Origin of the sequence: Escherichia sp. F1, assembly GCF_046764225.1 — a bacterium.
In the GTDB taxonomy this organism is placed as follows: Bacteria; Pseudomonadota; Gammaproteobacteria; order Enterobacterales; family Enterobacteriaceae; genus Escherichia; species Escherichia coli.
On record NZ_CP177202.1, the window covers coordinates 1,384,707 to 1,408,240 of the forward strand.

Annotated in this window: 26 protein-coding genes and 1 pseudogene; 22 read left to right on the top strand and 5 right to left on the bottom strand. The window is 55.3% G+C overall.

The annotated features are described in order from the left end of the window. The first annotated feature begins 6 nt into the window (after positions 1–6). From eutP to eutR, 16 genes are all read left to right on the top strand, one after another. Positions 7–486 carry an ethanolamine utilization acetate kinase EutP gene (gene eutP / locus ACK8NJ_RS06550; protein ID WP_000820771.1) on the top strand — a complete coding sequence of 160 codons (480 nt, stop codon included), beginning with the start codon at positions 7–9 and terminating at the stop codon, positions 484–486. Next, on the top strand, positions 461–1,162 hold the full coding sequence (eutQ, locus tag ACK8NJ_RS06555; RefSeq protein WP_000733927.1) for an ethanolamine utilization acetate kinase EutQ: 702 nt from the start codon (positions 461–463) through the stop codon (positions 1,160–1,162). The genes eutP and eutQ overlap by 26 nt, the downstream gene beginning before the upstream one ends. Then, complete coding sequence (gene eutT / locus ACK8NJ_RS06560; RefSeq protein WP_000651300.1) at positions 1,159–1,962, top strand: ethanolamine utilization cob(I)yrinic acid a,c-diamide adenosyltransferase EutT; 804 nt, start codon at positions 1,159–1,161, stop codon at positions 1,960–1,962. The genes eutQ and eutT overlap by 4 nt, the downstream gene beginning before the upstream one ends. Next, entirely contained in the window at positions 1,959–2,975 is a 1,017-nt protein-coding gene (gene pta, locus ACK8NJ_RS06565; protein ID WP_411962266.1) for a phosphate acetyltransferase, read from the top strand. Before eutT ends, pta begins: the two co-directional genes overlap by 4 nt. A 38-nt stretch (positions 2,976–3,013) precedes the next feature. After that, a complete protein-coding gene (eutM, locus tag ACK8NJ_RS06570; RefSeq protein ID WP_000387713.1) occupies positions 3,014–3,307 on the top strand; it encodes an ethanolamine utilization microcompartment protein EutM in 294 nt (97 codons plus the stop codon). Positions 3,308–3,413: 106 nt separating this feature from the next. Further along, entirely contained in the window at positions 3,414–3,701 is a 288-nt protein-coding gene (gene eutN, locus ACK8NJ_RS06575; protein ID WP_000762198.1) for an ethanolamine utilization microcompartment protein EutN, read from the top strand. Positions 3,702–3,712: 11 nt separating this feature from the next. Beyond that, positions 3,713–5,116: an aldehyde dehydrogenase family protein gene (locus ACK8NJ_RS06580; RefSeq protein ID WP_034174009.1), complete on the top strand. Its 1,404-nt coding sequence runs from the start codon at positions 3,713–3,715 to the stop codon at positions 5,114–5,116. A gap of 10 nt (positions 5,117–5,126) precedes the next feature. Next, the gene (eutJ, locus tag ACK8NJ_RS06585) at positions 5,127–5,963 is read left to right on the top strand and encodes an ethanolamine utilization protein EutJ (RefSeq protein ID WP_062875480.1); all 837 of its coding nucleotides are present in this window, start codon (positions 5,127–5,129) and stop codon (positions 5,961–5,963) included. Then, positions 5,953–7,140 carry an ethanolamine utilization ethanol dehydrogenase EutG gene (eutG, locus tag ACK8NJ_RS06590; RefSeq protein ID WP_411962267.1) on the top strand — a complete coding sequence of 396 codons (1,188 nt, stop codon included), beginning with the start codon at positions 5,953–5,955 and terminating at the stop codon, positions 7,138–7,140. Before eutJ ends, eutG begins: the two co-directional genes overlap by 11 nt. A gap of 116 nt (positions 7,141–7,256) precedes the next feature. Further along, positions 7,257–8,483 carry an ethanolamine utilization protein EutH gene (eutH, locus tag ACK8NJ_RS06595; RefSeq protein ID WP_411962268.1) on the top strand — a complete coding sequence of 409 codons (1,227 nt, stop codon included), beginning with the start codon at positions 7,257–7,259 and terminating at the stop codon, positions 8,481–8,483. Beyond that, entirely contained in the window at positions 8,480–9,883 is a 1,404-nt protein-coding gene (eutA, locus tag ACK8NJ_RS06600; protein WP_411962269.1) for an ethanolamine ammonia-lyase reactivating factor EutA, read from the top strand. Before eutH ends, eutA begins: the two co-directional genes overlap by 4 nt. An 11-nt stretch (positions 9,884–9,894) precedes the next feature. Further along, positions 9,895–11,256: an ethanolamine ammonia-lyase subunit alpha gene (gene eutB, locus ACK8NJ_RS06605; protein WP_000769961.1), complete on the top strand. Its 1,362-nt coding sequence runs from the start codon at positions 9,895–9,897 to the stop codon at positions 11,254–11,256. Between the two features lie 20 nt (positions 11,257–11,276). Beyond that, positions 11,277–12,164: an ethanolamine ammonia-lyase subunit beta gene (gene eutC, locus ACK8NJ_RS06610; RefSeq protein ID WP_135512878.1), complete on the top strand. Its 888-nt coding sequence runs from the start codon at positions 11,277–11,279 to the stop codon at positions 12,162–12,164. Between the two features lie 9 nt (positions 12,165–12,173). Then, positions 12,174–12,833, top strand: a complete 660-nt coding sequence (gene eutL, locus ACK8NJ_RS06615) for an ethanolamine utilization microcompartment protein EutL (protein ID WP_001111038.1) — start codon at positions 12,174–12,176, stop codon at positions 12,831–12,833. 12 nt (positions 12,834–12,845) lie between these two features. Next, positions 12,846–13,346 carry an ethanolamine utilization microcompartment protein EutK gene (gene eutK / locus ACK8NJ_RS06620; RefSeq protein ID WP_049083843.1) on the top strand — a complete coding sequence of 167 codons (501 nt, stop codon included), beginning with the start codon at positions 12,846–12,848 and terminating at the stop codon, positions 13,344–13,346. Positions 13,347–13,391: 45 nt separating this feature from the next. Then, a complete protein-coding gene (gene eutR / locus ACK8NJ_RS06625) occupies positions 13,392–14,444 on the top strand; it encodes an HTH-type transcriptional regulator EutR (protein WP_000753709.1) in 1,053 nt (350 codons plus the stop codon). A gap of 5 nt (positions 14,445–14,449) precedes the next feature. On the opposite strand, the gene hemF is transcribed toward eutR, so the two are convergent. Together hemF and amiA are read right to left on the bottom strand one after the other, a co-directional pair. Continuing rightward, a complete protein-coding gene (gene hemF / locus ACK8NJ_RS06630) occupies positions 14,450–15,349 on the bottom strand; it encodes an oxygen-dependent coproporphyrinogen oxidase (RefSeq protein WP_024190066.1) in 900 nt (299 codons plus the stop codon). Between the two features lie 3 nt (positions 15,350–15,352). Beyond that, complete coding sequence (gene amiA / locus ACK8NJ_RS06635) at positions 15,353–16,222, bottom strand: N-acetylmuramoyl-L-alanine amidase AmiA (RefSeq protein WP_000102899.1); 870 nt, start codon at positions 16,220–16,222, stop codon at positions 15,353–15,355. Between the two features lie 213 nt (positions 16,223–16,435). Here amiA and ACK8NJ_RS06640 point away from each other — a divergent pair, with 213 nt between their 5' ends. From ACK8NJ_RS06640 to yfeX, 4 genes are all read left to right on the top strand, one after another. Further along, positions 16,436–16,861, top strand: a complete 426-nt coding sequence (locus ACK8NJ_RS06640) for a GNAT family acetyltransferase (protein ID WP_000406000.1) — start codon at positions 16,436–16,438, stop codon at positions 16,859–16,861. Next, positions 16,848–17,297: a DUF2919 domain-containing protein gene (locus ACK8NJ_RS06645; protein ID WP_001306256.1), complete on the top strand. Its 450-nt coding sequence runs from the start codon at positions 16,848–16,850 to the stop codon at positions 17,295–17,297. The genes ACK8NJ_RS06640 and ACK8NJ_RS06645 overlap by 14 nt, the downstream gene beginning before the upstream one ends. A gap of 60 nt (positions 17,298–17,357) precedes the next feature. After that, on the top strand, positions 17,358–17,933 hold the full coding sequence (locus ACK8NJ_RS06650; RefSeq protein ID WP_000838941.1) for an RpoE-regulated lipoprotein: 576 nt from the start codon (positions 17,358–17,360) through the stop codon (positions 17,931–17,933). 95 nt (positions 17,934–18,028) lie between these two features. Beyond that, positions 18,029–18,928, top strand: a complete 900-nt coding sequence (gene yfeX, locus ACK8NJ_RS06655) for a porphyrinogen peroxidase (protein WP_000084589.1) — start codon at positions 18,029–18,031, stop codon at positions 18,926–18,928. Positions 18,929–19,016: 88 nt separating this feature from the next. On the opposite strand, the pseudogene ACK8NJ_RS06660 reads toward yfeX, so the two are convergent. The 3 genes and pseudogenes from ACK8NJ_RS06660 to murQ form a co-directional block, all read right to left on the bottom strand. Next, a pseudogene (locus tag ACK8NJ_RS06660) lies at positions 19,017–19,103 on the bottom strand (hypothetical protein); the annotation flags it as partial. A gap of 4 nt (positions 19,104–19,107) precedes the next feature. After that, positions 19,108–20,532, bottom strand: coding sequence for a PTS N-acetylmuramic acid transporter subunit IIBC (gene murP / locus ACK8NJ_RS06665; protein ID WP_001040450.1), 1,425 nt, complete (start codon positions 20,530–20,532; stop codon positions 19,108–19,110). A 3-nt stretch (positions 20,533–20,535) separates the two neighbouring features. Continuing rightward, a complete protein-coding gene (murQ, locus tag ACK8NJ_RS06670; protein WP_001175617.1) occupies positions 20,536–21,432 on the bottom strand; it encodes an N-acetylmuramic acid 6-phosphate etherase in 897 nt (298 codons plus the stop codon). A gap of 163 nt (positions 21,433–21,595) precedes the next feature. On the opposite strand from murQ, the gene murR reads away from it, so the two are divergent. Together murR and ucpA are read left to right on the top strand one after the other, a co-directional pair. Continuing rightward, positions 21,596–22,453 (top strand): HTH-type transcriptional regulator MurR, encoded by an 858-nt coding sequence (murR, locus tag ACK8NJ_RS06675; protein ID WP_001520981.1) that lies wholly within the window; start codon positions 21,596–21,598, stop codon positions 22,451–22,453. A gap of 128 nt (positions 22,454–22,581) precedes the next feature. Beyond that, on the top strand, positions 22,582–23,373 hold the full coding sequence (gene ucpA, locus ACK8NJ_RS06680; RefSeq protein WP_000517443.1) for an SDR family oxidoreductase UcpA: 792 nt from the start codon (positions 22,582–22,584) through the stop codon (positions 23,371–23,373). The last annotated feature ends 161 nt before the right edge of the window (positions 23,374–23,534 follow it).

The window sequence follows — 23,534 nt, forward strand, 5'->3', positions numbered from 1 at the left end:
GCATTCATGAAACGAATTGCGTTTGTGGGTACCGTCGGGGCAGGAAAAACAACGTTATTTAATGCGTTGCAGGGAGATTATACCCTCGCCAGAAAAACGCAGGCCGTAGAATTTAATGATAAGGGTGATATTGATACGCCGGGTGAATATTTTAGCCATCCCCGCTGGTATCACGCCTTAATTACCACGCTACAGGATGTGGACATGCTGATCTATGTCCACGGCGCGAATGACCCGGAAAGTCGGTTGCCTGCCGGGTTGCTGGATATTGGCGTCAGCAAACGGCAAATCGCCGTCATCAGTAAAACGGACATGCCAGATGCTGACGTCGCCGCAACGCGAAAGTTATTGCTTGAGACGGGCTTCGAAGAGCCGATTTTCGAGCTAAACAGCCACGACCCGCAAAGCGTGCAGCAACTGGTGGATTATCTGGCATCTCTCACCAAACAGGAGGAAGCAGGTGAAAAAACTCATCACAGCGAATGATATTCGTGAAGCACACGCGCGCGGCGAACAGGCAATGTCCGTGGTTCTGCGCGCCAGCATTATTACCCCGGAAGCCCGTGAAGTGGCAGATCTACTGGGTTTTACCATCACTGAATGTGATGAGTCGACCCCGGTAACGGCGTCCGTTCCTGCCAGCGTGCCAGCCGATAAAACCGAAAGCCAGCGCATCCGCGAAACCATCATCGCCCAGCTACCGGAAGGCCAGTTTACCGAAAGCCTGGTCGCGCAGCTGATGGAAAAAGTGATGAAGGAAAAACAGTCACTTGAGCAGGGTGCAATGCAGCCGAGTTTCAAATCGGTTACCGGCAAAGGCGGCATCAAAGTTATTGATGGCAGCAGCGTCAAGTTTGGTCGTTTTGACGGCGCACAGCCACACTGCGTCGGATTAACGGATCTGGTCACCGGAGACGACGGCAGCAGCATGGCCGCTGGTTTTATGCAGTGGGAGAACGCCTTCTTCCCGTGGACCCTGAACTATGACGAAATCGACATGGTACTGGAAGGGGAACTGCACGTTCGCCACGAAGGCGAAACCATGATCGCCAAAGCAGGCGACGTGATGTTTATCCCGAAAGGCTCCAGCATCGAATTTGGTACGACATCCAGCGTGAAATTCCTGTATGTCGCCTGGCCGGCTAACTGGCAATCCCTATGAAAGATTTCATCACCGAAGCATGGCTAAGAGCGAATCATACGCTCAGCGAAGGCGCAGAGATCCATCTCCCTGCGGACAGTCGCCTGACGCCCTCTGCCCGGGAGTTGCTGGAAAGCCGCCATCTGCGCATCAAGTTTATTGACGAGCAGGGCCGCCTGTTTGTTGACGATGAACAGCAGCAGCCGCAGCCCGTTCATGGGCTGACCAGTAGCGATGAACATCCGCAGGCGTGCTGCGAACTGTGCCGCCAGCCGGTAGCAAAAAAGCCGGATACGCTGACTCACCTGTCGGCGGAAAAAATGGTCGCCAAAAGCGATCCGCGCCTGGGTTTTCGCGCGGTTCTCGACAGCACCATTGCGCTGGCAGTGTGGCTGCAAATTGAACTGGCGGAACCATGGCAGCCGTGGCTGGCGGATATCCGTTCGCGTCTTGGTAACATTATGCGCGCCGATGCGCTGGGGGAACCGCTGGGCTGCCAGGCGATTGTCGGGCTTTCTGACGAAGATCTGCACCGGCTTTCTCATCAGCCGTTGCGTTATCTTGGTCACGATCATCTGGTGCCGGAAGCCAGCCACGGGCGCGATGCGGCGTTGCTGAATCTGCTACGCACCAAAGTGCGGGAAACCGAAACCGTAGCGGCGCAGGTGTTTATCACTCGCAGCTTTGAAGTATTACGCCCGGACATCTTGCAGGCGCTGAACCGCCTTTCCAGCACGGTCTACGTGATGATGATCCTGAGCGTAACGAAGCCGCCGCTAACGGTGAAGCAGATCCAACAACGACTGGGGGAAACGCAATGATTATTGAACGTTGTCGTGAACTGGCGTTGCGAGCGCCCGCCAGAGTGGTTTTTCCGGATGCGTTAGATCAACGTGTGCTGAAAGCTGCGCAATATTTACATCAACAAGGTCTGGCAACGCCCATTCTGGTCGCCAATCCGTTTGAACTTCGTCAGTTTGCGCTCAGTCACGGCGTGGCGATGGACGGGCTACAGGTGATTGATCCGCATGGCAACCTCGCAATGCGGGAAGAATTTGCTCTCCGCTGGCTGGCCCGTGCGGGCGAAAAAACGCCGCCGGATGCGCTGGAAAAACTCACCGATCCGCTGATGTTCGCTGCCGCAATGGTCAGCGCCGGGACAGCGGATGTCTGTATCGCGGGCAATCTCTCTTCCACGGCGAATGTGCTGCGTGCCGGATTACGCATTATTGGCTTACAGCCAGGCTGTAAAACGCTCTCCTCCATTTTCCTGATGCTGCCACAGTACAGTGGCCCCGCATTGGGCTTTGCCGATTGCAGCGTAGTGCCACAGCCGACGGCGGCGCAACTGGCGGATATCGCGCTTGCCAGCGCCGAAACCTGGCGCGCCATCACCGGAGAAGAACCGCGCGTGGCGATGTTGTCGTTTTCCAGTAACGGCAGCGCCCTTCACCCCTGCGTTGCCAACGTCCAGCAGGCGACAGAAATCGTCCGTGAGCGCGCGCCGCAGTTGGTAGTCGATGGCGAGTTGCAGTTTGACGCCGCCTTCGTGCCGGAAGTGGCGGCGCAAAAAGCGCCTGCCAGCCCGCTACAAGGCAAGGCCAATGTGATGGTTTTTCCGTCGCTGGAAGCCGGAAATATTGGCTACAAAATCGCACAACGACTCGGCGGATATCGTGCCGTCGGGCCATTGATACAAGGACTTGCCGCGCCGATGCACGATCTCTCTCGTGGTTGTAGCGTGCAGGAAATTATCGAGCTGGCGCTGGTGGCAGCTGTGCCGCGTCAGACAGAAGTGAACCGCGAAAGCAGTTTACAAACACTGGTTGAATGAACGGTCCCGTTCTGGACCCTGATAAAGAGGAAAGCACAATGGAAGCATTAGGAATGATCGAAACCCGGGGCCTGGTTGCACTGATTGAGGCTTCTGACGCGATGGTGAAAGCTGCGCGCGTCAAGCTGGTTGGTGTTAAGCAGATTGGCGGCGGCCTGTGTACTGCCATGGTTCGTGGTGATGTTGCAGCCTGTAAAGCCGCGACCGACGCAGGTGCTGCAGCGGCACAGCGTATCGGCGAGCTGGTATCTGTACACGTTATCCCGCGTCCGCACGGCGACCTGGAAGAAGTCTTCCCGATCGGCCTGAAAGGCGATAGCAGCAACCTGTAATCACCCTGTGTGACGTCGATTCGGGCGTCACGCTCTCTCCTTTTTCAGTTTACCTTCCGCGGAGGGTAGGGGGAGCTTTTACCTGAAATACGCCACGGAGGCGGGTATGAAACTGGCAGTCGTCACTGGACAAATTGTTTGTACCGTACGCCATCACGGACTGGCGCATGACAAATTGCTGATGGTGGAAATGATTGATCCACAAGGTAATCCTGACGGGCAATGCGCCGTCGCCATCGACAATATTGGCGCGGGAACCGGGGAGTGGGTGTTGCTGGTGAGTGGCAGTTCTGCCCGCCAGGCGCATAAAAGCGAAACGTCACCGGTCGATCTGTGCGTGATTGGCATCGTCGATGAGGTGGTGACTGGCGGTCAGGTAATTTTCCACAAATAAGGCAGAACATCATGAATCAACAGGATATTGAACAGGTGGTGAAAGCGGTACTGCTGAAAATGCAAAGCAGTGATACGCCGCCCGCCGCCGTTCATGAGATGGGCGTTTTCGCGTCCCTGGATGACGCCGTTGCGGCAGCCAAAATTGCCCAGCAAGGGTTAAAGAGCGTGGCAATGCGCCAGTTAGCCATTGCTGCCATTCGTGAAGCAGGCGAAAAACACGCCAGAGATTTAGCGGAACTTGCCGTCAGTGAAACCGGCATGGGCCGCGTCGAAGATAAATTTGCCAAAAACGTCGCTCAGGCGCGCGGCACACCGGGCGTTGAGTGCCTCTCTCCGCAGGTGCTGACTGGCGACAACGGCCTGACTTTAATTGAAAACGCGCCCTGGGGCGTGGTGGCTTCGGTGACGCCTTCCACTAACCCGGCGGCAACCGTAATTAACAACGCCATCAGCCTGATTGCCGCGGGCAACAGCGTCATTTTTGCCCCGCATCCGGCGGCGAAAAAAGTCTCCCAGCGGGCGATTACGCTGCTCAACCAGGCGATTGTTGCCGCAGGCGGGCCGGAAAACTTACTGGTTACTGTGGCCAATCCGGATATCGAAACCGCGCAACGTTTGTTCAAGTTCCCGGGTATCGGCCTGCTGGTGGTGACCGGCGGCGAAGCGGTAGTAGAAGCGGCGCGTAAACACACCAATAAACGTCTGATTGCCGCAGGCGCTGGCAACCCGCCGGTAGTGGTGGATGAAACCGCTGACCTCGCCCGTGCTGCTCAGTCCATCGTCAAAGGCGCGTCTTTCGATAACAACATCATTTGTGCCGACGAAAAGGTACTGATTGTTGTGGATAGCGTAGCCGATGAACTGATGCGTCTGATGGAAGGCCAGCACGCGGTGAAACTGACCGCAGAGCAGGCGCAGCAGCTGCAACCGGTGTTGCTGAAAAATATCGACGAGCGCGGAAAAGGCACCGTCAGCCGTGACTGGGTTGGTCGCGATGCGGCGAAAATCGCGGCGGCAATCGGCCTTACAGTTCCGGAACAAACGCGACTGCTGTTTGTAGAAACCACCGCAGAACATCCGTTTGCCGTGACCGAACTGATGATGCCGGTGCTGCCCGTCGTGCGCGTCGCCAACGTGGCGGATGCCATTGCGCTGGCGGTGAAACTGGAAGGCGGTTGCCATCACACGGCGGCAATGCACTCGCGCAACATCGAGAACATGAACCAGATGGCGAACGCCATTGATACCAGCATTTTCGTTAAGAACGGACCGTGCATTGCCGGGCTGGGGCTGGGCGGGGAAGGCTGGACCACCATGACCATCACCACGCCAACCGGTGAAGGGGTAACCAGCGCGCGTACGTTTGTCCGTCTGCGTCGCTGTGTATTAGTTGATGCGTTTCGCATTGTTTAAGGAGTAACCGATGGCGCACGACGAACAATGGCTCACCCCGCGTCTGCAAACGGCGGCAACGCTGTGTAACCAGACGCCTGCCGCAACGGAATCTCCGCTGTGGCTGGGGGTGGATCTGGGCACCTGCGATGTGGTGTCGATGGTTGTCGACCGCGACGGTCAGCCGGTGGCGGTATGCCTCGACTGGGCCGATGTGGTCCGCGACGGCATCGTCTGGGATTTCTTCGGTGCGGTCACCATTGTTCGTCGCCATCTCGACACCCTCGAGCAGCAATTCGGTCGCCGTTTTAGCCATGCGGCGACCTCTTTTCCTCCAGGTACGGACCCGCGTATTTCCATCAACGTGCTGGAGTCTGCCGGGCTGGAAGTGAGCCATGTGCTGGATGAGCCAACCGCAGTCGCGGATCTGCTGCAACTGGACAACGCCGGTGTAGTGGATATCGGCGGCGGCACCACCGGCATTGCCATCGTGAAAAAGGGCAAGGTGACTTACTCGGCAGATGAAGCCACCGGCGGACATCATATCTCTCTGACTCTCGCCGGAAATCGTCGTATTTCGCTGGAGGAGGCAGAGCAGTACAAGCGCGGTCACGGTGAAGAGATTTGGCCCGCGGTGAAACCGGTGTACGAAAAAATGGCGGACATTGTCGCCCGGCATATTGAAGGGCAGGGCATTACTGATTTATGGCTGGCGGGCGGCTCCTGTATGCAACCGGGCGTGGCGGAACTGTTTTGCAAACAATTCCCGGCGTTACAGGTGCATCTACCGCAGCACAGTTTGTTTATGACCCCGCTGGCGATCGCCAGTAGCGGGCGAGAGAAAGCGGAGGGGATCTATGCAAAATGAATTGCAGGCCGCGCTCTTTCAGGCGTTCGATACCCTGAATCTGCAACGGGTAAAAACATTTAGCGTTCCACCGGTGACGCTTTGCGGTCCGGGCGCGGTGAGCAGTTGTGGGCAGCAAGCGCAAACGCGTGGGCTGAAACATCTGTTCGTGATGGCAGACAGCTTTTTGCATCAGGCAGGGATGACCGCCGGGCTGACGCGTAGCCTGGCCGTTAAAGGTATCGCCATGACGCTCTGGCCATGTCCGGTGGGCGAACCATGCATCACCGACGTGTGTGCAGCCGTGGCGCAGTTGCGTGAATCAGGCTGTGAGGGGGTGATTGCGTTTGGCGGCGGCTCGGTGCTGGATGCAGCAAAAGCCGTGGCGTTGCTGGTGACGAACCCGGATAGAACGCTGGCAGAGATGTCAGAAACCAGCGTTCTGCAACCGCGCCTGCCGTTGATTGCCATTCCAACGACCGCCGGAACCGGCTCTGAAACCACCAACGTAACGGTGATTATCGACGCGGTGAGCGGGCGCAAGCAGGTGTTAGCCCATGCCTCGCTGATGCCGGATGTGGCGATCCTCGACGCCGCATTGACCGAAGGTGTGCCGTCGCATGTCACGGCGATGACTGGCATTGATGCGTTAACCCATGCCATTGAAGCGTACAGCGCGCTGAACGCCACACCGTTTACCGACAGTCTGGCGATTGGTGCCATTGCGATGATTGGCAAATCGCTGCCGAAAGCGGTGGGCTACGGTCACGACCTTGCCGCCCGCGAGAGCATGTTGCTGGCTTCATGTATGGCGGGAATGGCGTTTTCCAGTGCGGGGCTTGGGTTGTGCCACGCGATGGCGCATCAGCCAGGGGCGGCGCTGCATATTCCGCACGGTCTGGCGAACGCCATGCTACTGCCAACGGTGATGGAGTTTAACCGGATGGTCTGTCGTGATCGGTTTAGCTTGGTTGGTCGGGCGCTGCGAACTAAAAAATCCGACGATCGTGACGCTATTTACGCGGTAAGTGAGCTGATTGCGGAAGTCGGGATTGGTAAACGACTGGGCGATGTTGGTGCGACATCTGCGCATTACGGCGCATGGGCGCAGGCCGCGCTGGAAGATATTTGTCTGCGCAGCAACCCGCGTACCGCCAGCCTGGAGCAGATTGTCGGCCTGTACGCAGCGGCGCAATAAATGCCGGATGCGACGCTTGCTGCGTCTTATCCGGCCTACAGGATTGCACATGTAGGGCGGATAAGGCGTTCACGCCGCATCCGCCAATAAATAACAACTAACAGGGAGTAAAGGCGATGGGAATTAACGAAATCATCATGTACATCATGATGTTCTTTATGCTGATAGCTGCCGTAGACAGGATCCTGTCGCAGTTCGGCGGTTCTGCTCGTTTCCTCGGTAAGTTCGGTAAAAGTATCGAAGGATCCGGCGGGCAGTTTGAAGAAGGCTTTATGGCGATGGGCGCACTGGGCTTGGCGATGGTTGGTATGACCGCGCTGGCACCTGTTCTGGCCCACGTACTCGGACCGGTGATTATCCCGGTTTACGAAATGCTCGGCGCTAACCCATCGATGTTCGCCGGAACACTGCTGGCGTGCGATATGGGCGGGTTCTTCCTCGCCAAAGAGCTGGCGGGCGGCGATGTAGCCGCGTGGCTATACTCTGGGTTAATTCTCGGGTCGATGATGGGGCCAACGATTGTGTTTTCCATTCCGGTGGCGCTCGGCATTATCGAACCTTCTGACCGTCGTTATCTGGCGCTCGGCGTGCTGGCGGGCATTGTGACCATTCCGATTGGCTGTATTGTTGGTGGTCTGGTTGCTATGTATTCCGGTGTGCAGATCAACGGTCAGCCGGTGGAATTCACCTTTGCGCTGATCCTGATGAACATGATCCCGGTACTTATCGTTGCGGTGCTGGTGGCGCTGGGGCTGAAATTCATCCCGGAAAAAATGATCAACGGCTTCCAGATCTTCGCCAAATTCCTCGTTGCATTGATCACCCTCGGTCTTGCCGCTGCGGTAGTGAAATTCCTGCTCGGTTGGGAACTGATCCCCGGTCTGGATCCGATCTTCATGGCTCCAGGCGACAAACCCGGTGAAGTGATGCGCGCCATTGAAGTTATCGGTTCTATCTCCTGCGTGCTGCTGGGGGCGTATCCGATGGTGCTGCTGCTGACTCGCTGGTTTGAAAAACCGCTGATGAGCGTCGGTAAGGTGCTGAATATGAACAACATCGCGGCAGCTGGCATGGTCGCAACCCTTGCCAACAATATCCCGATGTTCGGCATGATGAAGCAGATGGATACCCGCGGCAAAGTGATCAACTGTGCCTTCGCCGTTTCCGCTGCTTTCGCCCTGGGTGACCACTTAGGCTTCGCCGCTGCCAACATGAACGCCATGATTTTCCCGATGATTGTCGGCAAGTTGATCGGCGGCGTAACGGCGATTGGCGTGGCGATGATGCTGGTGCCAAAAGAAGACGCGACCGCGGCCAAAACCGAAGTGGAGGCACAATCGTGAACACTCGCCAGCTACTGAGCGTCGGTATCGATATCGGCACCACCACCACCCAGGTGATCTTCTCCCACCTGGAGCTGGTTAACCGTGCGGCGGTGTCGCAGGTGCCGCGCTACGAATTCATCAAACGCGAAATTAGCTGGCAAAGCCCGGTGTTCTTTACCCCTGTCGATAAACAGGGTGGTTTAAAAGAAGCGGAACTGAAAACCTTAATCCTGGAGCAATATCAGGCTGCGGGCATTGCGCCGGAAAGTGTTGATTCTGGTGCCATCATCATCACCGGTGAAAGCGCGAAAACCCGCAACGCTCGCCCGGCGGTGATGACGCTCTCCCAGTCGCTGGGCGATTTTGTCGTCGCCAGCGCCGGGCCGCATCTCGAATCCGTGATCGCCGGTCACGGTGCCGGGGCGCAAACCCTTTCTGAACAACGGCTGTGTCGGGTACTGAATATCGATATCGGCGGTGGCACTGCGAACTACGCCCTGTTCGATGCCGGAAAAATCAGCGGCACCGCCTGCCTCAACGTCGGCGGTCGCCTGCTGGAAACCGACAGCCAGGGGCGCGTGGTTTACGCTCATAAACCGGGGCAGATGATTGTGGATGAGTGCTTCGGTGCAGGCACTGACGCCCGCTCGCTGACCGGCGCGCAGCTGGTGCAGGTTACCCGGCGGATGGCAGAACTGATTGTCGAAGTGATTGACGGAACGCTCTCGCCGCTCGCGCAGGCATTGATGCAAACCGGTTTGTTGCCCGCAGGTGTTACGCCCGAAATCATTACGCTTTCTGGCGGCGTGGGCGAATGTTATCGCCACCAGCCCGCCGACCCGTTCTGTTTTGCCGATATCGGCCCGCTGCTGGCAACGGCGCTGCATGACCATCCGAGCCTGCGTGAGATGAACGTGCAGTTTCCGGCGCAAACCGTACGCGCCACGGTGATTGGCGCGGGTGCACATACCCTTTCGCTCTCTGGCAGCACAATCTGGCTGGAGGGCGTACAACTGCCGCTGCGCAATTTGCCGGTGGCGATCCCGATTGATGAAACGGATCTGGTCAGTGCCTGGCAACAGGCGCTGATTCAACTGGATCTTTGCCCCAATTCTGACGCGTACGTGCTGGCGCTTCCCGCCTCGCTGCCTGTGCGTTACGCCGCGGTACTGACGGTCATCAACGCGCTGGTCGATTTCGTCGCGCGTTTTCCGAATCCGCATCCCCTGCTGGTGGTGGCCGGGCAGGACTTTGGTAAAGCTCTGGGCATGTTGTTGCGCCCACAGCTACAACAACTCCCGTTGGCAGTCATTGACGAAGTGATTGTCCGCGCGGGGGACTATATCGACATTGGTACGCCTCTTTTTGGCGGATCGGTTGTGCCGGTGACGGTGAAATCACTCGCATTTCCTTCCTGAGGGAACGACTTATGAAACTAAAGACCACATTGTTCGGCAATGTATATCAGTTTAAGGATGTAAAAGAGGTGCTGGCTAAAGCCAACGAACTGCGTTCGGGGGATGTGCTGGCAGGCGTTGCAGCGGCAAGTTCACAGGAGCGCGTGGCGGCAAAGCAGGTGTTGTCGGAAATGACCGTAGCGGACATCCGCAATAATCCGGTGATTGCCTATGAAGATGACTGCGTGACGCGATTGATTCAGGACGACGTTAACGAAACGGCCTACAACCAGATTAAAAACTGGAGCATCAGCGAACTGCGTGAGTATGTGCTGAGCGATGAAACCAGCGTGGACGACATTGCCTTTACCCGCAAAGGGCTGACCTCGGAAGTGGTCGCGGCGGTAGCGAAGATTTGCTCCAACGCGGACCTGATCTACGGCGCGAAGAAAATGCCGGTGATCAAAAAGGCCAATACCACCATCGGTATTCCGGGCACCTTCAGCGCCCGCTTGCAGCCAAACGACACCCGTGACGACGTGCAAAGTATCGCTGCGCAAATCTACGAAGGGCTTTCCTTCGGGGTGGGCGATGCGGTGATCGGCGTTAACCCAGTGACTGACGACGTGGAAAACTTAAGCCGCGTGTTGGATACCATTTACGGCGTGATCGACAAATTCAACATCCCAACCCAGGGTTGCGTGCTGGCGCACGTCACTACCCAAATCGAAGCGATCCGTCGTGGCGCACCAGGCGGGCTGATTTTCCAGAGTATCTGCGGCAGCGAAAAAGGGCTGAAAGAATTTGGCGTGGAGCTGGCGATGCTCGATGAAGCACGCGCAGTGGGCGCGGAGTTCAACCGTATCGCCGGGGAAAACTGCCTCTACTTCGAAACTGGACAAGGCTCTGCGCTGTCCGCTGGCGCTAACTTCGGCGCAGACCAGGTGACGATGGAAGCACGTAACTATGGGCTGGCGCGTCATTACGATCCGTTTATCGTCAACACCGTGGTCGGCTTTATTGGGCCGGAGTATCTCTACAACGACCGCCAGATTATCCGTGCGGGCTTAGAAGATCACTTTATGGGTAAGCTGAGCGGCATCTCTATGGGCTGTGACTGCTGCTACACCAACCACGCTGACGCTGACCAGAACCTCAACGAAAACCTGATGATCCTGCTCGCCACCGCAGGCTGCAACTACATCATGGGGATGCCGCTGGGCGATGACATCATGCTCAACTATCAGACCACCGCATTCCACGACACTGCCACTGTGCGTCAGTTACTCAACCTGCGCCCGTCACCGGAGTTTGAACGCTGGCTGGAAAGCATGGGCATTATGGCAAACGGTCGCCTGACCAAACGGGCGGGCGATCCGTCACTGTTCTTCTGATGACGCGGAGATAACACATCATGGATCAAAAACAGATTGAAGAAATTGTACGCAGCGTGATGGCGTCAATGGGACAAGCGGCCCCCGCGCCGTCAGAAGCAAAGTGCGCCACCACCACCTGTGCGGCACCGGTGACCTTGGAAAGCTGCGCGCTGGATTTAGGTTCTGCGGAAGCAAAAGCGTGGATTGGTGTTGAAAACCCACATCGTGCGGATGTGTTAACAGAACTGCGTCGCAGCACCGTGGCCCGCGTTTGTACCGGTCGTGCCGGTCCGCGTCCACGTACGCAGGCGCTGCTGCGTTTCCTGGCCGATCACTCTCGTTCGAAAGATACCGTACTGAAAGAAGTGCCGGAAGAGTGGGTGAAAGCGCAGGGCTTGCTGGAAGTCCGCTCTGAAATTAGCGACAAAAATCTCTACCTGACTCGTCCGGATATGGGCCGCCGCCTGTGTGCAGAAGCTGTTGAAGCGCTGAAAGCGCAGTGTGTTGCCAATCCGGACGTGCAGGTCGTTATTTCTGATGGCCTGTCAACTGATGCGATCACCGTGAACTACGAAGAGATCCTGCCACCGCTGATGGCGGGCCTGAAACAGGCCGGGCTGAAAGTCGGTACGCCATTCTTTGTTCGTTATGGTCGCGTGAAGATTGAAGATCAGATCGGTGAGATCCTCGGCGCGAAAGTGGTGATCCTGCTGGTGGGGGAACGCCCGGGATTAGGGCAGTCAGAAAGTCTCTCCTGCTACGCCGTTTACTCGCCGCGTATGGCGACCACCGTTGAGGCCGATCGCACCTGCATCTCTAACATTCACCAGGGCGGCACGCCGCCGGTTGAAGCCGCAGCCGTCATTGTGGATTTGGCGAAACGTATGCTGGAGCAGAAAGCATCCGGCATCAACATGACCCGATAAGGAGGCATCATGCCAGCTTTAGATTTGATTCGACCGTCGGTCACCGCCATGCGGGTGATTGCCTCTGTTAACGCCGAATTTGCGCGTGAACTGAAATTGCCGCCGCATATTCGTAGCCTTGGGCTGATTTCTGCTGATTCCGATGACGTCACCTACATTGCGGCTGACGAAGCGACCAAGCAGGCGATGGTCGAAGTGGTGTATGGCCGCTCGCTGTATGCGGGAGCTGCACACGGCCCGTCACCGACTGCCGGTGAAGTGCTGATTATGCTCGGTGGGCCAAACCCGGCGGAAGTGCGTGCTGGTCTGGATGCGATGGTTGCGCATATTGAAAATGGCGCGGCTTTCCAGTGGGCTAATGACGCAGAAAACACAGCCTTCCTGGCACATGTAGTTTCGCGTACCGGTTCTTATCTCTCATCAACCGCCGGGATCACGCTTGGCGATCCGATGGCGTATCTGGTGGCACCGCCGCTGGAAGCGACCTACGGCATTGATGCAGCGTTGAAATCTGCCGACGTGCAGCTGGTGACCTATGTCCCGCCACCGTCTGAAACCAACTACTCGGCAGCATTTTTAACCGGTAGCCAGGCCGCGTGTAAAGCGGCCTGTAACGCCTTTACCGATGCAGTGCTGGAAATCGCGCGTAATCCTATCCAGCGTGCGTAACGGAGGTTGCCGATGATCAATGCACTGGGATTGCTGGAAGTGGACGGCATGGTCGCCGCGATAGATGCAGCTGATGCCATGCTCAAAGCAGCTAACGTTCGTCTGCTCAGTCACGAAGTGCTTGACCCTGGTCGCCTAACGCTGGTGGTGGAAGGCGATCTGGCGGCGTGTCGTGCGGCGCTGGACGCAGGTTGTGCTGCCGCGATGCGTACCGGGCGTGTCATCAGCCGTAAGGAGATCGGTCGGCCAGACGATGACACCCAGTGGCTGGTTACTGGCTTTAACCGCCAGCCTAAGCAACCCGTAAAGGAACCCGACGCGCCAGTTATCGTCGCGGAATCTGCTGACGAGTTGTTGGCGCTGTTAACATCAGTACGTCAGGAAATGACGGCAGGAGAAGTGGCTGCCCACTTTGGCTGGCCGCTCGAAAAAGCCAGAAATGCGCTCGAACAGCTCTTTTCTGCCGGGACGTTACGTAAACGCAGTAGTCGTTATCGTCTCAAGCCCCATTAACCTGTCGGAGGTGCCGGGTGTCCTACAACACCCGGCATTAACATCATGAAAAAGACCCGTACAGCCAATTTGCACCATCTTTATCATGAACCCTTACCCGAAAACCTGAAGCTCACGCCGAAGGTCGAAGTGGATAATGTTCATCAACGACAGACAACGGATGTCTATGAACATGCTTTGACGATTACCGCCTGGCAGCAGATTTACGATCAGCTGCATCCGGGCAAGTTTCATGGTGAATTTACGGAAATTCTACTCGATGATATTCAGGTTTTTCGTGAATACACCGGTCTGGCGCTGCGTCAGTCGTGCCTGGTCTGGCCGAACTCGTTCTGGTTTGGCATTCCGGCGACGCGCGGTGAGCAGGGATTTATCGGTTCGCAATGTTTGGGAAGCGCAGAAATTGCGACGCGCCCTGGCGGCACCGAGTTTGAATTAAGTACGCCGGACGATTACACGATCCTGGGCGTAGTGCTTTCTGAAGATGTCATCACCCGTCAGGCTAACTTTTTGCATAATCCGGATCGGGTATTACATATGCTGCGTAGCCAGTCGGCGCTGGAAGTGAAAGAACAGCATAAAGCCGCGCTGTGGGGCTTTGTCCAACAGGCGCTGGCGACATTTTGCGAGAACCCGGAAAATCTTCATCAGCCTGCTGTGCGTAAAGTGCTGGGGGATAATTTGCTAATGGCGATGGGGGCGATGCTGGAAGAAGCGCAGCCAATGGTGACGGCGGAAAGCATCAGTCATCAGAGTTACCGTCGGTTGCTTTCCCGCGCCCGTGAATATGTGCTGGAAAACATGTCTGAGCCGGTGACGGTGCTGGACTTGTGTAATCAACTGCATGTCAGCCGCCGCACGCTACAAAACGCGTTTCACGCTATTTTAGGCATTGGCCCAAATGCGTGGCTGAAACGCATTCGCCTGAACGCCGTACGCCGCGAACTGATAAGCCCTTGGTCGCAAAGCACAACGGTAAAAGACGCCGCCATGCAGTGGGGATTCTGGCATCTGGGGCAATTCGCCACGGATTATCAGCAACTGTTTGCCGAGAAGCCGTCACTGACGCTGCATCAGCGGATGCGGGAATGGGGGTGAGGGAGTTACACCCAATCCCTGACCTTAATAAACTCACTTAACGCCGCTTCCGGACTGCCATCTTCTGGATGATAATCGTACTCCCAGCGTACCAGCGGCGGCATTGACATCAGGATAGACTCGGTGCGCCCGCCGGTTTGCAGGCCAAACAGCGTGCCGCGATCCCAGACCAGATTGAACTCGACATAACGACCGCGACGATATAACTGGAAATTGCGCTCGCGCTCGCCGTAGGCCATCGTTTTACGTCGCTCTACAATTGGTAAATAAGCGTCGGTGTAGCCTTTGCCTACCGCCTGCATAAAGGCAAAACAGTGGTCAAAGTCTGGCGTGTTCAGGTCATCAAAGAACAGGCCGCCAATGCCGCGTTGTTCGTTACGATGTTTGAGGTAGAAGTATTCGTCGCACCACTTTTTGTAACGCGGATAAACGTCTTCGCCAAATGGCAGGCACAGGTCACGGGCGGTGCGGTGCCAGTGAATGGCGTCTTCTTCAAAACCATAGAAAGGGGTTAAGTCGAAGCCGCCGCCAAACCACCAGACGGGTTCGGCACCCGGTTTTTCGGCAATAAAAAACCGCACATTCGCGTGGCTGGTGGGAACGTACGGATTATGCGGATGCACTACCAGTGAAACGCCCATCGCCTCGAAACTGCGCCCGGCAAGTTCCGGGCGATGAGCGGTGGCGGAAGCAGGCATCGCCTCACCGTGGACATGTGAAAAGTTGACACCCGCCTGTTCGAAAACACCACCATTACGCAACACCCGGCTACGTCCGCCGCCGCCAGCTTCGCGCTGCCAGCTATCTTCGACAAACTCTGCGCCATCGACGGCGCTCAGCTGCTGACAAATTGTATCCTGAAGGTTGAGCAGGAACTGTTTAACCTGGTGTGCGTCGGGTTTCATCACTTACCGCTTTCTCGAGTGTGCTTTCTGGTTGTCAAACCAGTGAAAATAACTGATCACGCCTTCGGCAATCGCTGTGGCGATTTTCTGGCGAAATGCCGCCGTGCCTAACAGCCGCTCTTCTTCCGGGTTGGTGATAAACGAGGTTTCCACCAGCACCGAAGGAACCGACGGCGATTTCAACACCACAAACGCGGCTTGTTCGGTGTTGCGGCTGTGCAGTTTATGCACCGGCTTAATCTTCTTCAGAATATGCGAGCCGAGCGTCAGGCTGTTTTTAATAGTATCGGTTTGCACCAGATCAAACAGCACTTGCTGCAATAGGTGATCCTTGTCAGTCGCCTTTTTACCGGCAACTTCATCGGCGCGGTTTTCGCGTTCAGACAGGTATTTCGCCATTGCGCTACTTGCCCCACGGTTAGAGAGGGCAAATACCGAAGCACCGGCAGCTTTCGGGTTGGTAAAGCCATCGGCATGAATTGACATAAACAGATCTGCGCCATGTTTATGGGCGATTTCAACGCGATCGTAAAGTGGGATAAACGTATCGCCAGAACGCGTTAAACGCGCATCAATCCCATGATTACGCAAAATGGAACGGACGTTTTTAGCAATCGCCAGCACCACATGTTTTTCTTTCGAACCGTTGCGTCCGATCGCTCCGGTATCAATCCCGCCGTGGCCTGGATCGAGAACAACGACACGTCTGCCGCCGCTTTTTTTTGCTTTCGGCTTGCTGTGTCCGTTGCTGGTTTTTAAAGGTTCGTCTTTGGCGATGGCTTGCGACATTCCTGACAACGTCAGGGCAGCCAAACCGGCTTTCAGCACCTGGCGGCGCGAAGTGAGTGTTTTTAGTGGTTTAAAAGTGCTCATACGGCCTGAGTTGTAATAATAAAGTTCCAGATGTTATATCGTATCGCGTAATCCGTTACGACGGTTTGCTGTTGAGAATTGTTTTACTTTTCATTTCAATAGTTGACAACTCCCCATTATGCCACTTTTTCAACCGATTTTCGTCAGATATTGGCTAATTCGACCGTTCACGCCATAATCAGCCTTTTAACCCGCAAAAAGGTAACGAATACCATGGAGATACGCGTATTTCGCCAGGAAGATTTCGAAGAGGTCATCACCCTTTGGGAGCGTTGCGACTTGCTGCGTCCGTGGAACGATCCGGAAATGGACATCGAGCGTAAGATGAACCATGACGTCAGTTTGTTTCTGGTCGCTGAGGTGAACGGTGAAGTGGTCGGAACGGTGATGGGCGGTTATGACGGGCATCGCGGGTCTGCTTATTATCTTGGCGTGCATCCAGAGTTTCGTGGGCGTGGGATTGCTAATGCGTTGCTTAATCGGTTGGAGAAAAAGCTGATTGCTCGCGGCTGCCCGAAAATTCAGATCAACGTGCCGGAAGATAACGACATGGTGCTCGGAATGTATGAACGCCTGGGATATGAACACGCCGACGTGCTGAGTCTGGGTAAGCGTTTGATTGAAGATGAAGAGTACTGAGTTTCATCCTGTCCATTATGATGCACACGGTCGCCTGCGTTTACCCTTGCTCTTCTGGTTTGTGCTATTGCTTCAGGCGCGAACCTGGGTGCTGTTTGTCATTGCCGGTGCGTCGCGCGAGCAGGGTACTGCGCTGCTAAATCTGTTTTATCCCGATCACGATAATTTCTGGCTGGGGTTGATTCCCGGCATTCCGGCGGTGCTGGCGTTTTTGCTGAGTGGTCGGCGGGCTTCATTTCCCCGTATCTGGCATGTGCTCTATTTTCTGTTGCTGTTGGCGCAGGTGGTTTTACTTTGCTGGCAACCGTGGCTGTGGCTGAACGGTGAATCCGTTAGCGGTATCGGGCTGGCGCTGGTAGTGGCGGATATTGTGGCGTTAATCTGGCTGCTGACCAATCGACGTTTACGCGCTTGTTTTAATGAAGAAAAAGAATAACGGCACTTTTTGGTGAATTTGCACTCCAAGCAACGTTATTGAATAACCAAAGGAAGTGACATGAAATCGCTGCGTTTAATGTTATGCGCTATGCCGTTGATGCTGACCGGCTGTTCCACGATGTCGTCAGTTAACTGGTCTGCCGCTAACCCGTGGAACTGGTTTGGGTCGTCCACCAAAGTGAGCGAGCAGGGCGTTGGTGAATTAACGGCGTCCACACCACTGCAAGAACAAGCCATTGCCGATGCGCTTGATGGCGATTATCGCCTGCGCAGCGGAATGAAAACCGCGAACGGCAACGTGGTGCGCTTTTTTGAAGTGATGAAAGGCGACAACGTGGCGATGGTGATTAACGGCGATCAGGGTACGATCAGCCGCATTGATGTGCTGGATAGCGATATTCCTGCTGACACCGGTGTTAAAATCGGTACACCGTTTAGCGACCTTTACAGCAAAGCATTTGGCAATTGCCAAAAAGCTGATGGTGATGATAATCGTGCCGTCGAATGTAAAGCCGAAGGCAGTCAACATATTAGCTACCAGTTCTGCGGGGAATGGAGTGGTCCTGAAGGGTTAATGCCTTCGGACGATACCCTGAAAAACTGGAAAGTCAGTAAAATTATCTGGCGGCGTTAATTTGCGTCTGAACAAACCGCCGCCGCGAAAAAACACGTAAAATAGCGCCCAACAATGCCACGGATTGCGTGGCATTCTTATTTTCAGGAGGAACAATGTCTCAGGTTCAGAGTGGCATTTTGCCAGAACATTGCCGCGCGGCGATTTGGATCGAAGCCAACGTGAAAGGGGAAGTTGACGCCCTGCGTGCGGCCAGTAAAACATTTGCCGACAAACTGGCAACTTTTGAAGCGAAATTCCCGGACGCGCATCTTGGTGCGGTGGTTGCCTTTGGTAACAACACCTGGCGCGCTCTGAGCGGCGGCGTTGGGGCTGAAGAGCTGAAAGATTTTCCGGGCTACGGTAAAGGCCTTGCGCCGACGACCCAGTTCGATGTGTTGATCCACATTCTTTCTCTGCGTCACGACGTAAACTTCTCTGTCGCTCAGGCGGCGATGGAAGCCTTTGGTGACTGCATTGAAGTGAAAGAAGAGATCCACGGCTTCCGTTGGGTTGAAGAGCGTGACCTGAGCGGCTTCGTTGACGGTACTGAAAACCCGGCGGGTGAAGAGACGCGCCGCGAAGTGGCGGTTATCAAAGACGGCGTGGATGCAGGCGGCAGCTATGTGTTTGTGCAGCGTTGGGAGCACAACCTGAAGCAGCTCAACCGGATGAGCGTTCACGATCAGGAGATGATGATCGGGCGCACCAAAGAGGCCAACGAAGAGATTGACGGCGACGATCGTCCGGAAACCTCTCACCTGACCCGCGTTGATCTGAAAGAAGATGGCAAAGGGCTGAAGATTGTTCGTCAGAGCCTGCCGTACGGCACCGCCAGCGGTACGCACGGTCTGTACTTCTGCGCCTACTGCGCGCGTCTGCATAACATTGAGCAGCAACTGCTGAGCATGTTTGGCGATACCGATGGCAAACGTGATGCGATGTTGCGTTTCACCAAACCGGTCACTGGCGGCTATTACTTCGCGCCGTCGCTGGACAAGTTAATGGCGTTGTAATCGTTTCTGATTCGATGATTAAAGGCCAGCCAGTAACACAACTGACTGGCCTTTTTATTACTGCTTTAACGCCGCATACACTTGATCAACTACTTTCTGTCAGAACAGGGTATTTTGCGGCGCTGACGCTACAACTAACAGCCAGCAGAGAAAGATAGAGCATTGTCCGTTTCATATTATCAGTCCAGATTGACGTTACGGCAGCCAAAGAGCGTGGTGAAAATAAACCCGCAAACCCATGCCACCAGAATCCCGCCTGCATAAACCGCCATTGCCGGAAGGATGCCTTGTGCGGAAGTCATCAGCGGCAGCGCCACCAGACCAGACGGCCCAAAGGCGCTGTTTAAGCCCATCGGCAGACCCCACCAGGCTATCAATCCGATAAACAAACCGCCCGCCGCGCCGCCTAAACAGGCGGTAATAAACGGTTTCATGCGGGGCAGGGTGACGCCATAAATCAACGGTTCGCCAACGCCCAGCAGGCCGGGAATAATCGCCCCGCGTACCTGACTGCGTAATGCACTGTGCGGTTGCGCCCGCCAGTAGAGTGCCAGCGCCGCGCCCACCTGGCCCGCGCCTGCCATCGAGAGGATGGGAAATAAGCTGTTGAATCCCTGACTGTCCATTAACGCGAGGTAAACAGGAATAAAGCCCTGATGCACGCCAAACACCACGGCGATCAGGAACAGCCCGGCTAAAACCGCACAACCGAGCGGATTACTGTTCAGGTGCATAAACAGCCACGACATGCCTTCGAATAACCAGCCACCCAGCGGCATAATGATCAGGTAGGCCAGCGTAGCGGTGATCAGCAGGGTGATTAACGAGGTCAACAGCATGTCGAGATCGTCCGGCATAAAGCGGCGCACCATGCCTTCAATGCGAGCGCAGGCCCACGCGGCAATCAACACACCGATAATATTGCCGCGCGGATCGATAGGCAGACCAAAGAAATCGTGAAATCCGGCGTAGTAACCCGTGGTTGCAGCGGGGTTATAACCGAGCAAAAAGAGCGCGGCGATAATCGCGCCATTTACGCCCGTGCCGCCAAATGCCTGGGCGGCGTTATAGCCCACCAGAATCACCAGGAAGGTGAACAAACCTTTGCTGAACACCTTCATAAAATTCAGCGCGTCGGGTAGCGTGCCCTGAGCATCTGCCGGAACGTGCATCACCGTGGCGATTAGCGTCGCTATCCCCAGCAGCAGACCGGCGGCAATAAAACCGGGGATCAGCGGCGTGAAGATGGTGGCGAATTTGGCGAGAAATTGTTGCACGCCGGAGGTTTGTTTGGCTTTTAACTGACGTTTGTTCTGGGCGGCGATTTCTGCGGCATCCTGTACCGGTGCTTCTCCCAGCAGCTCGCTCATGGCTTTTGCGGCACGATGCGCTTTACCAGGCCCAAAAACGACCTGGACCTGGTCGCTGGTCAAAATGACGCCCTTCACGCCTTCCAGCGTTTTGATATCGGGATCAACCAGTGAACTGTCATGTACACCCAGACGCAGGCGCGTCATACAGTTACCACAACTGGCGATATTTCCCGGTCCACCGACCCGGGTAAGAATGGTGTTCAGAAGTTCACTGCTGATCTCTTTGGCCATGGGTTATTCCTTGTCTAAAACCTGACGAATAAAGCCGCCGTGTTGATCCAGGCGTTTTTTAGCTTCTGCGGCATCGAGATTTTTCAGCACCATCACAATGGCCGTTTTACAGTTGCGCTCGCAGGCAACCAATGCCGCTTCCGCTTGCTCTGCGCTACATCCGGTAGCGTTTTTGACGATATTGACCTGGCGCACATGCAGTTTTTCGTTGGTGGCGACCACATCGACCATCAGGTTGCCGAACACTTTGCCGGATTTAATCATCAGCCCGGTGGAGAGCATATTGAGCACCAGTTTCTGCGCCGTGCCAGCTTTCATTCGCGAAGAACCCGTGACCACTTCGGCCCCAACAACTGGCGTAATGGCAAACTCAGCGGTGGTTGAAACGGCGCTCCCGGGATTACAGGAAATTCCCACTGTGCGGCAGCCGAGCTGGCGTGCGTATTCCAGTCCGGCAATCACATACGGCGTGCGTCCGCTGGCCGCAATACCAACCACCACATCCTGCGCGGTTAAGCCGATATTTTTCAGATCATTAACACCGCCTTCCCGGCTATCTTCCGCGCCTTCCACCGCGTGCTGAATGGCATATTCGCCGCCAGCAATCAAACCAACTACCAGGCCCGGTTTCACGCCGTAGGTCGGCGGACATTCGCTGGCATCCAGAATCCCCAGACGACCTGATGTTCCCGCACCGAGATAAATCAGACGCCCGCCGCCGCTTACCTGGGCGTGGATAACATCGATCGCCGCGGCGATATCCGGCAGTACGCGCTCAACGGCAAGCGGCACGGTTTTATCTTCATCGTTGATAATCCGGCACATTTCCAGCGTTGATACGCGGTCAATTTCAGCCGAGGCGGCGTTCGAGCCTTCGGTAATCATCTTTTCAAGTTGCATCGGTGGTGACCTTACTATTTACGATCAAATAATTGCAGATGTATGGAATCATATATCCCGAATTGACAGACTTAAAGGAATCATTGAGTCTACACTCGCAGAGTGTGAAGAGCGTCATAAGAACTTAAGCGGAATTTTTGCTGCCAGCCCAGGAGAGTGGAAGATGTTGTACCTGACGAAAATACGCAATGCGGAAAGTGAATTTACCGGGAACGAGCAAAAAATTGCTGACTTTCTGCGGGCTAACGTGAGTGAGCTGAAATCTGTCTCTTCGCGCAAGATGGCGAAACTGCTCGGCATCAGCCAGTCGAGTATTGTGAAGTTTGCCCAGAAGCTCGGCGCGCAAGGATTTACTGAATTGCGTATGGCGTTAATTGGCGAATACAGTGCCAGCCGGGAGAAAACGAATGCCACGGCGCTGCACCTGCACAGTTCGATTACCAGTGATGATTCGCTGGAAGTGATTGCCCGCAAACTGAATCGCGAAAAAGAGCTGGCGCTGGAGCAAACCTGCGCGTTGTTCGACTACGCGCGGCTGCAAAAAATCATTGAGGTCATCAGTAAAGCACCGTTTATCCAGATAACGGGTCTGGGTGGGTCGGCGCTGGTGGGGCGCGATCTTTCATTCAAACTGATGAAAATTGGTTATCGTGTGGCCTGTGAAGCTGACACGCATGTACAAGCCACCGTTTCCCAGGCGCTGAAAAAAGGCGATGTACAAATCGCTATCTCTTACAGCGGCAGTAAAAAAGAGATTGTCTTGTGCGCCGAGGCAGCGCGAAAGCAGGGGGCAACGGTGATTGCCATTACCTCGTTAACCGATTCCCCGCTGCGGCGGCTGGCGCATTACACCCTCGATACCGTTTCTGGCGAAACCGAATGGCGCAGCTCGTCGATGTCCACCCGCACGGCGCAAAATTCGGTTACCGATTTACTGTTTGTTGGCCTTGTGCAACTCAATGATGTCGAGTCATTGAAAATGATTGAGCGCAGCAGTGAGCTAACGCAACGCCTGAAATGATGCATAAAGCAGCGACTGAATTGAGATTTTCCTGAATTAGTGAGCTGATCCGCAGCAATATTTTGTTTATCCTGTATTTTCAGAGGGAATGGAGTGTAACGCTCTGTATTAACAAGGAGAGCATTAAAATGGGTAAACTCACGGGCAAGACAGCACTGATTACGGGCGCATTGCAGGGAATTGGCGAAGGAATTGCCAGAACTTTTGCGCGTCATGGCGCAAACCTAATCTTGCTGGATATCTCCCCTGAGATCGAAAAGCTGGCGGACGAACTGTGTGGTCGTGGTCATCGCTGTACGGCGGTTGTCGCCGATGTGCGTGACCCGGCGTCGGTCGCCGCAGCTATCAAGCGCGCGAAGGAAAAAGAAGGGCGCATTGATATCCTGGTGAATAACGCAGGCGTTTGTCGTCTGGGCAGTTTCCTCGATATGAGCGATGAAGATCGCGATTTCCATATTGATATCAATATTAAAGGCGTATGGAACGTCACGAAGGCGGTGCTGCCGGAGATGATTGCCCGCAAAGATGGTCGCATTGTGATGATGTCTTCAGTCACTGGCGATATGGTGGCCGATCCGGGTGAAACGGCGTATGCCTTAACGAAAGCGGCGATTGTTGGCCTGACTAAATCGCTGGCGGTGGAGTACGCGCAGTCTGGTATTCGCGTAAATGCGATTTGTCCAGGCTACGTGCGCACGCCAATGGCGGAAAGCATTGCCCGCCAGTCGAACCCGGAAGATCCAGAATCGGTGCTGACTGAAATGGCAAAAGCAATCCCGATGCGTCGCCTCGCCGATCCGCTGGAAGTCGGCGAACTGGCAGCCTTCCTCGCATCGGATGAATCAAGTTATTTAACCGGTACACAGAATGTGATTGATGGCGGCAGCACACTGCCGGAGACGGTTAGCGTCGGCATCTGATTCACCTCTGTTTCCTCCCTGCATTTGTGGGGAGGATTTCGTCTTGAACCCGGTTCTTATTCCCTTTTCAACTTCCAAATCACCAAACGGTATATAAAACCGTTACTCCTTTCACGTCCGTTATAAATATGATGGCTATTAGAAAGTCATTAAATTTATAA

Bases quoted from the DNA above. Each gene is read 5' to 3' on its own strand.
- eutP (WP_000820771.1), top strand. From the start codon at position 7: ATGAAACGAATTGCGTTTGTGGGTACCGTCGGGGCAGGAAAAACAACG.
- eutT (WP_000651300.1), top strand. From the start codon at position 1,159: ATGAAAGATTTCATCACCGAAGCATGGCTAAGAGCGAATCATACGCTC.
- pta (WP_411962266.1), top strand. From the start codon at position 1,959: ATGATTATTGAACGTTGTCGTGAACTGGCGTTGCGAGCGCCCGCCAGA.
- eutM (WP_000387713.1), top strand. From the start codon at position 3,014: ATGGAAGCATTAGGAATGATCGAAACCCGGGGCCTGGTTGCACTGATT.
- eutN (WP_000762198.1), top strand. From the start codon at position 3,414: ATGAAACTGGCAGTCGTCACTGGACAAATTGTTTGTACCGTACGCCAT.
- ACK8NJ_RS06580 (WP_034174009.1), top strand. From the start codon at position 3,713: ATGAATCAACAGGATATTGAACAGGTGGTGAAAGCGGTACTGCTGAAA.
- eutJ (WP_062875480.1), top strand. From the start codon at position 5,127: ATGGCGCACGACGAACAATGGCTCACCCCGCGTCTGCAAACGGCGGCA.
- eutG (WP_411962267.1), top strand. From the start codon at position 5,953: ATGCAAAATGAATTGCAGGCCGCGCTCTTTCAGGCGTTCGATACCCTG.
- eutH (WP_411962268.1), top strand. From the start codon at position 7,257: ATGGGAATTAACGAAATCATCATGTACATCATGATGTTCTTTATGCTG.
- eutB (WP_000769961.1), top strand. From the start codon at position 9,895: ATGAAACTAAAGACCACATTGTTCGGCAATGTATATCAGTTTAAGGAT.
- eutC (WP_135512878.1), top strand. From the start codon at position 11,277: ATGGATCAAAAACAGATTGAAGAAATTGTACGCAGCGTGATGGCGTCA.
- eutL (WP_001111038.1), top strand. From the start codon at position 12,174: ATGCCAGCTTTAGATTTGATTCGACCGTCGGTCACCGCCATGCGGGTG.
- eutK (WP_049083843.1), top strand. From the start codon at position 12,846: ATGATCAATGCACTGGGATTGCTGGAAGTGGACGGCATGGTCGCCGCG.
- eutR (WP_000753709.1), top strand. From the start codon at position 13,392: ATGAAAAAGACCCGTACAGCCAATTTGCACCATCTTTATCATGAACCC.
- hemF (WP_024190066.1), bottom strand. From the start codon at position 15,349: ATGAAACCCGACGCACACCAGGTTAAACAGTTCCTGCTCAACCTTCAG.
- amiA (WP_000102899.1), bottom strand. From the start codon at position 16,222: ATGAGCACTTTTAAACCACTAAAAACACTCACTTCGCGCCGCCAGGTG.
- ACK8NJ_RS06640 (WP_000406000.1), top strand. From the start codon at position 16,436: ATGGAGATACGCGTATTTCGCCAGGAAGATTTCGAAGAGGTCATCACC.
- ACK8NJ_RS06645 (WP_001306256.1), top strand. From the start codon at position 16,848: ATGAAGAGTACTGAGTTTCATCCTGTCCATTATGATGCACACGGTCGC.
- ACK8NJ_RS06650 (WP_000838941.1), top strand. From the start codon at position 17,358: ATGAAATCGCTGCGTTTAATGTTATGCGCTATGCCGTTGATGCTGACC.
- yfeX (WP_000084589.1), top strand. From the start codon at position 18,029: ATGTCTCAGGTTCAGAGTGGCATTTTGCCAGAACATTGCCGCGCGGCG.
- murP (WP_001040450.1), bottom strand. From the start codon at position 20,532: ATGGCCAAAGAGATCAGCAGTGAACTTCTGAACACCATTCTTACCCGG.
- murQ (WP_001175617.1), bottom strand. From the start codon at position 21,432: ATGCAACTTGAAAAGATGATTACCGAAGGCTCGAACGCCGCCTCGGCT.
- murR (WP_001520981.1), top strand. From the start codon at position 21,596: ATGTTGTACCTGACGAAAATACGCAATGCGGAAAGTGAATTTACCGGG.
- ucpA (WP_000517443.1), top strand. From the start codon at position 22,582: ATGGGTAAACTCACGGGCAAGACAGCACTGATTACGGGCGCATTGCAG.